Source organism: Arthrobacter sp. (assembly GCF_031988865.1).
Lineage (GTDB): Bacteria > Actinomycetota > Actinomycetes > Actinomycetales > Micrococcaceae > Arthrobacter_B.
The window spans coordinates 1-6,351 of the sequence record NZ_DALZXY010000132.1 but is presented as its reverse complement, the minus strand read 5'-3'; the positions used below and the strand labels follow the sequence as shown (position 1 = coordinate 6,351).

The window sequence follows — 6,351 nt, the reverse complement described above, 5'->3', positions numbered from 1 at the left end:
CAGCCCGCTGCTGCGCCGGGAACCCCGCGCGGCCAGTTCCCTGATCTGCCCGATGGCAGGCCACGGTACGGTGTCCGCCTCCCCGACGCAGCCCAAGGGGCCGGGGAAGCGAAGGACGAGAGCGCCGGCACTTCCCCCGCGCCGGATCCGGCGGCCCCGGCCAACGATGCAGGACAGGACGGCGACGCGCCCCGCGGCCAGCAGGACGAAAGCCGCTAACGCATTGTAAGACCCAGCAGAACCCATAAAAGTGCCCGCTTGGAGAGATCCAGGCGGGCACTTTTATGCTTGGCGAGGGCGGCTACGAAGCGTAGATGCCTGCCATCCAGTTCTCGACGTCGTCCGGGTTGCGCGGCAGGGCGGCGCTGAGGTTTTCCGGGCCGTCGGCGGTGATCAGGATGTCATCCTCGATCCGTACGCCGATCCCGCGGTATTCCTCGGGGATCGTGAGGTCTTCCTCCTTGAAGTACAGCCCGGGCTCGATGGTGAAGACCATGCCCTCTTCGATCACGCCGTCCAGGTAAAGCTCGCGGCGGGCCTGCGCGCAGTCGTGGACGTCAAGGCCGAGGTGGTGGCTGGTGCCGTGCGGCATCCAGCGGCGGTGCTGCTGGCCTTCCTCGGACAGGGCTTCCTCCAGCGGCACCGGGAGCAGGCCCCAGTCCTGGAGACGTTCGGCAAGGACCCGTACCGCGGCAGCATGTACATCACGGAACTTGTTGCCTGGCTTGGCGGCAGCGAAGCCGGCGTCGGCGGCATCCAGGACTGCCTGGTACACCCGGCGCTGCACCTCGGAGAACGTCCCGTTGACGGGCAGGGTGCGGGTGACGTCTGCGGTGTAAAGGCTCTCTGCCTCAACGCCGGCATCCAGCAGCAGGAGGTCACCGGCCTGTACGGCGCCGTTGTTCCGGATCCAGTGCAGGACAGTTGCGTTGTTGCCGGCGGCAGCAATGGTGTCGTAGCCGAGCTCGTTACCCTCTTCGCGGGCCCGGGCAAAGAACGCGCCTTCAACCACGCGTTCGCCCCGCGGGTGCGTGATCGCGCGGGGGAGGGCTTTCACAACTTCGGTGAAGCCGTTGACGGTCGCAGCCACAGCTTCGCGCATCTGGGCAACTTCCCAGTCGTCCTTGATCAGCCGCAGTTCGGAGAGTGCTTCGGTGACCTCGTCGTCCAGGGCGTCCATGGCGGAGAGATCCACGTTCTCCGGATCCGGAGCTGTATTGTAGCGGACGGTGTCGACCAGGGCATCGATCATCTCATCGACCTTGCGCAGCAAGCGGACCTGGACGCCGCCGAACTGCGGGTCGCCAACGTTGGCAGTGATCGCGGTTTCTGCTTCGGAAAGGTCGCGGGTGGGCAGGCCAACCAGGGCACTCACTTCGGCCAGGCCGAGGCGCGAACCGATCCAGAACGCACCGTAGCGTGCGTTGGAGTAGAACTCCTCGCTGTCCGTTCCGGCCAGGGGACGGAAGTACAGGGTGGCAGTGTGGTTCCCGCCGTCGTCGCCCGTTCCTTCTTCCACCGGCTCCATGACCAGCACTGCGTCAGGCTCATGATCCAGGCCCAGTCCGGTGAGGTGGGCGAAACCGGAGTGGGGGCGGAACCGGTAATCGGTGTCATTGGAGCGGACCTTCAGCGGGCCGGCCGGGACAACCAGGCGAACGCCCTTGAAACGCTCGGAGAGTGTGCGGCGCCGTGCGGCGGCGTGCGGGGCCACGTCCGAGAGCTGGGGCAGTTCGGCGGATGCGGCTGCCCAGCCTGAGGACATAAAGTCCTTGAAGGCCTGTGAAGTCGGGCGCTGGGAGCGGTTGTTCACCCGGTCATCGAGCGGCTGTCCCTCGGACAGTTCGTCGAGACCAGAGTCTGCGGGGTCATGGGAATTGGCTTCTGTACTCACCTGTATATGCTCTCACCGCCCCCGTACCGGGCCAAACATCCGGGACCGGGATAAGGGCCGGCCTCCGGGATACCTGTCCGCGACCGCGTAGATTGGTGGGGTGAGAATCGACCTGCATACCCACTCCAATGTCTCGGACGGCACCGAAGCGCCCGGCGCCGTGATGGCTGCGGCCAGGGCTGCGGGCCTGGACGCCGTCGCTTTGACTGACCACGACTCCACCGCCGGCTGGGGCGAAGCCGCGGAGGCGGCCCGTGGAATGGGCCTGGTCTTCGTCCCGGGGATGGAGGTTTCCTGCCGGACCGTGGATGGCATCAGTGTGCACCTGCTCTCCTACCTGCACGATCCGGCTCATCCAGGCCTGCTGGCGGAAATTGCCAAGTCCCGCTCCGCACGGGTCTCCCGGGCCGAGCGGATGGTGGAACGGCTGGCGGAGGACTATCCGATCAGCTGGGAGGACGTTCAGGAGCAGGTGGCTCCCGGTGCCACCATCGGCCGGCCGCACATTGCGGACGCCCTTGTCGCAGCCGGCGTGGTGCCCACCAGGTCCGCAGCGTTTGCCAACATCCTGACGGGCCGGTCCCGCTACTTTGTGGCGCACTATGCACCGGACCCGGCCGAAGCCGTGGAACTGATCCGTGCCGCCGGGGGAGTGCCGGTCTTCGCCCATCCAGAAGCATCAGGACGCGGACGGGTGGTGGGGGAGAAGACGTACCACGAGATGATCGACGCCGGCCTGGCCGGGCTGGAGATCGACCACCGGGACAACCCGGAGGCCGGACGGACTTACCTGCGCCGCCTTGCCAGTGAACATTCCCTGTTGGTGACCGGCTCCAGCGACTACCACGGCACCGGAAAGCCCAACACGCTGGGGGAGTTCACCACCGACCCCGCAGTGCTGGAGAAGATCGGCGAACTTGCCACCGGAACCCGGATCGTCACTCCCTAGGCCCCCGCCGGGGAGCGGCCCTTTTCCGCAGCCACGCCCGGCGGAAACCCGGGAAAGCATCATTTTCGTAACCATTTCGAAACATTGCCATGAACCCGGAAACCCGGCTCTAAGAATGCGAATTGCAATCCAACAATTGAAATATGCTATCTTGTAAAAAGCCCGAGGGTGTTTGGGGGACATTCACGAACCGGAGACCTGTGCCTGAAGTCGCAGGGTGCATCCGACAGGCAGCTTGAGGCTGCAGGCCGCGGTTTGAGTCAACTCACCGCATGCTGGTACGGCGCCATGTGCGCCGTTTCCCCGATGAGCAGGCTGCTCCTTATGGGTTTTTCTGCGGAAGTGTTTCATTTCCGCGCGCTGCGCCTGCCATCTTTCGCAAGGCCCGCCGAACGCGGTTCGTGGCCTTTTCGCATTGGTGACCCGCGGCGCTCGACCGGCCGCGGATGAAAGGAAAATGTGTTTGACGACGGAGCGGAGATTTATCAGCTGGGGGCATGGACAGTAGTTACACTGTTTATCCTGTTTTACGGCGGGACATTCCTAATGTCGGCGCTTATTGGCAAAAAGAATGAAAATGCGGACGGTTACATGACCGCCGGGAACAAGATCGGCTTCGGCGTTTCGGCTGCCAGCATGACAGCCACCTGGATCTGGGCGTCCTCCATGTACGCCTCAGCAACTTCCGGCTACACCTACGGGATTTCGGGGCCCATCCACTACGGGCTCTGGGGAGCCCTGATGATTCTGTTCATCTATCCGTTTGGACGCCGGATCCGGAAAGTCGCGCCCAAGGCACACACCTTGGCCGAAGTGATGCGTGCCAGGCATGGCAAATCCAGCCAGCTGATGCTCGCGGGTTCCAACGTGGTGGGCAGTGTTGTTTCCCTAACCTCAAACTTTATTGCCGGCGGTGCGCTGGTCGCACTGCTCTCACCCTTCAACTTTCAGCAGGGCATTGTCGCGGTGGCAGCAGGAGTGCTGCTCTATACCCTCTGGTCCGGATTCCGGGCCTCCGTCCTGACGGACTTCGCCCAGGTGGTGGCCATGCTCGGAGCTGTGGTCATCATTGTTCCGGTGGTGTTTTTCGCCGCCGGCGGCCCCGGGATGTTCGAAGCCGGCGCGGCGAACCTGACCGCGGAGCAGGCCAACTTCTTCTCCTCCGAAGCGTTCCTAAACCAGGGCGCTCCGTATATCGCGGCCGTGCTGGCCTACGCGATCGGTAACCAGACCATCGCCCAGCGGCTCTTCGCTGTCCGCGAGGACCTGATCAAGAAGACTTTCATTACGGCCACGGTGGGCTACGGCGCGACCGTGATCGGTATTGGCATGCTCGGCGTTATGGCCTTGTACCTGGGCATCAGCCCTGCCGATGGGGACCTGAACAACCTCGTCCCGCAGATGGCGACCACCTACCTGGGGCCGATCCTGCTGGGCGTCTTCTTCATCATGATCCTGGGTTCCCTCTCCTCCACCGCGGACTCGGACCTCTCGGCACTCTCGGCCATTATGATGGCCGATGTTTACGGCCAGAACATTGCCCGGAAGGGTAAGGCCAACCCCAAGACCATGCTGCTGGTCGGCCGGATCTCCATGGTGGTCGCCACGGCTGCCGGCCTCTACTTCGCCAGCGGCCGGATGAACATCCTTGACCTGCTGGTGTTCGTCGGTGCGCTCTGGGGTGCCCTCGTCTTCCCGGTGCTGGCCAGCTTCTACTGGAAGAAGGTCACCAACAAGGCCTTCACCATCTCGGTCCTGGTGGCCCTGGCCGTGTTCATTCCCGTGCGGTTCAGCTGGATTCCCATGGACGGCGCCGTCGGCTACGTTTTTGACGCCGTGTCCGTTGTGGGGATCGGAGTGGTCCTGGGCCTGATGAGCTTCGGCTTCTTCGGTCTCCGCCCCGCCCTGATCGTTGGGGCAGCCGGCGCGGCGCTGTCAGCGCCTTTCGTTATGGGGTTCCTGCACGACTACGAGGTGCTGACTGGATCGCTGGTGGCCTACGCGGTCAGCACCGTGATCTGTTTCCTCATGTCCTTCCGGAACAAGAACGAGTTCGACTTCGCGCTGATCAAGCAGCGGATCGGGGACTATGACGAGCGGCCCGTCGACCCGGCCCCCGCCACCGTCCAGGCCTGATTCCGCCGCCACCCCACGAACCTAGGAGAGAACCACCATGACAGAATTCTGGCTTACCGTATATGTCCTGATCTGGCCCGTGATCGTGGCCGGCACCCTGATTGTCATCTGCCGGGGATTCTTCCGGGACTGGGTCGAAGCCCGCCGCGAAGGCCGCCGCATCATCTAGTTCCCGGTATGGGCCCCTGCCGGCCCATGCAAAAGCGCCGCAGCCGCAGGATTTCCTCCTGCTGCTGCGGCGCTTTGCGTATCCGATGGGGGACGCCGCTAGCCGACGTCGACGGCTTCCACCGTTTCCACGGCTTCCACTGTCCTGGCCTCTTGCGTGTGGGCGGCAACGGCCGCTGCCGCCGCCTTCGCCGGGACAATCTGCGCCACATGCCCCAGCCGCTGGCCCATAACCTCGATGGCCTGCGGATTGGCATCGACGCAGACGAATTTCCGGTTCAGTTTCGCTGCGACGGCGCCCAGGGTGCCGGAACCCGCAAAGAAGTCCAGCACCCAGTCGCCCTCGCGGCTGCTGGCAGCCACCGCGCGGCGCAGCAGACCCTCGGGCTTTTGCGTGGGATAACCGGTCTTTTCACGGCCAGTGGGGGAGACGATGGTGTGCCACCAAACATCAGTAGGCAGCTTGCCCAGCGCCACTTTCTCCGGTGTGACCAGGCCCGGGGCCATGTACGGCTCCCGATCCACCTCTGCATTGTCGAAGTGGTAGGAATTCGGGTTCTTGACGTAGACCAGGATGTTGTCGTGCTTGGCGGGCCAGCGGTTCTTGGCCCGTCCGCCATAGTCATAGGCCCAGATGATCTCGTTCAGGAAGCAGTCGCGGCCAAACAAGGCGTCCAGCATTACCTTGACGTAGTGGACCTCGCGGTAGTCAAGATGCACATAAAGCGTCCCGTCATCGGCGAGCAGCCGCCAGGCCTCTGCGAGCCGCGGTTCCAGGAACGCCCAGTAATCCTCAAAGGTGTCGTCATAGCTGGAAAGCAGGCCCTTGACCGTGGTGTAGCTGCGGCCCTTGAATCCGGTCCGGTCGCCACTGCCGTCAACGCTGCGGACCATAGTGGTCTGCTGCCGCCGCTGGGACCGCCCGGTGTTGAACGGCGGGTCAACGTAGATCATGGTGAAGGCGCCGTCCGGCAGGGTCGGCAGGAAGTCCGCGTTATCCGCGTGGACTACCAGCGACCCGCCGTCCGGGCCCCATAAGGGTGTGCTCATTGGTGCTGCGCGCTCTCCGGGGCTATTCAGCCGCGGGGCTCGCCTTGGAGACTACTTCACCGTTGCGGCGGCGGGTGCGGCTGCGGTTACGGCGGGGACGGTCGGCCTTGGGGGCTTCGCTGCCTGCTGCTGCCTCGCCTGCTGCGGACGGGGC

5 protein-coding genes and 1 pseudogene are annotated in these 6,351 nt (G+C 64.3%); 4 read left to right on the top strand and 2 right to left on the bottom strand.

From position 1 onward, the window contains the following. Window positions 1–219, top strand: a pseudogene (locus RTN46_RS16040) (ECF transporter S component); the annotation flags it as partial. A gap of 82 nt (window positions 220–301) precedes the next feature. Here RTN46_RS16040 and RTN46_RS16035 read toward each other — a convergent pair. Then, the gene (locus tag RTN46_RS16035) at window positions 302–1,894 is read right to left on the bottom strand and encodes an aminopeptidase P family protein (RefSeq protein ID WP_396157947.1); all 1,593 of its coding nucleotides are present in this window, start codon (window positions 1,892–1,894) and stop codon (window positions 302–304) included. A 100-nt stretch (window positions 1,895–1,994) separates the two neighbouring features. On the opposite strand from RTN46_RS16035, the gene RTN46_RS16030 reads away from it, so the two are divergent. The 3 genes from RTN46_RS16030 to RTN46_RS16020 all read left to right on the top strand — a co-directional run bounded on the left by RTN46_RS16030 (window position 1,995) and on the right by RTN46_RS16020 (window position 5,148). Next, window positions 1,995–2,843, top strand: a complete 849-nt coding sequence (locus RTN46_RS16030) for a PHP domain-containing protein (protein ID WP_312182879.1) — start codon at window positions 1,995–1,997, stop codon at window positions 2,841–2,843. Between the two features lie 546 nt (window positions 2,844–3,389). Further along, the gene (locus RTN46_RS16025; RefSeq protein ID WP_312182877.1) at window positions 3,390–4,979 is read left to right on the top strand and encodes a sodium:solute symporter family protein; all 1,590 of its coding nucleotides are present in this window, start codon (window positions 3,390–3,392) and stop codon (window positions 4,977–4,979) included. 37 nt (window positions 4,980–5,016) lie between these two features. Continuing rightward, the gene (locus tag RTN46_RS16020) at window positions 5,017–5,148 is read left to right on the top strand and encodes a putative transporter small subunit (RefSeq protein ID WP_312182876.1); all 132 of its coding nucleotides are present in this window, start codon (window positions 5,017–5,019) and stop codon (window positions 5,146–5,148) included. A 98-nt stretch (window positions 5,149–5,246) separates the two neighbouring features. Here the strand turns inward: RTN46_RS16020 and RTN46_RS16015 are convergent, their stop codons facing one another. Next, window positions 5,247–6,197, bottom strand: coding sequence for a DNA methyltransferase (locus RTN46_RS16015; protein WP_312182874.1), 951 nt, complete (start codon window positions 6,195–6,197; stop codon window positions 5,247–5,249). Between the last annotated feature and the right edge of the window lie 154 nt (window positions 6,198–6,351).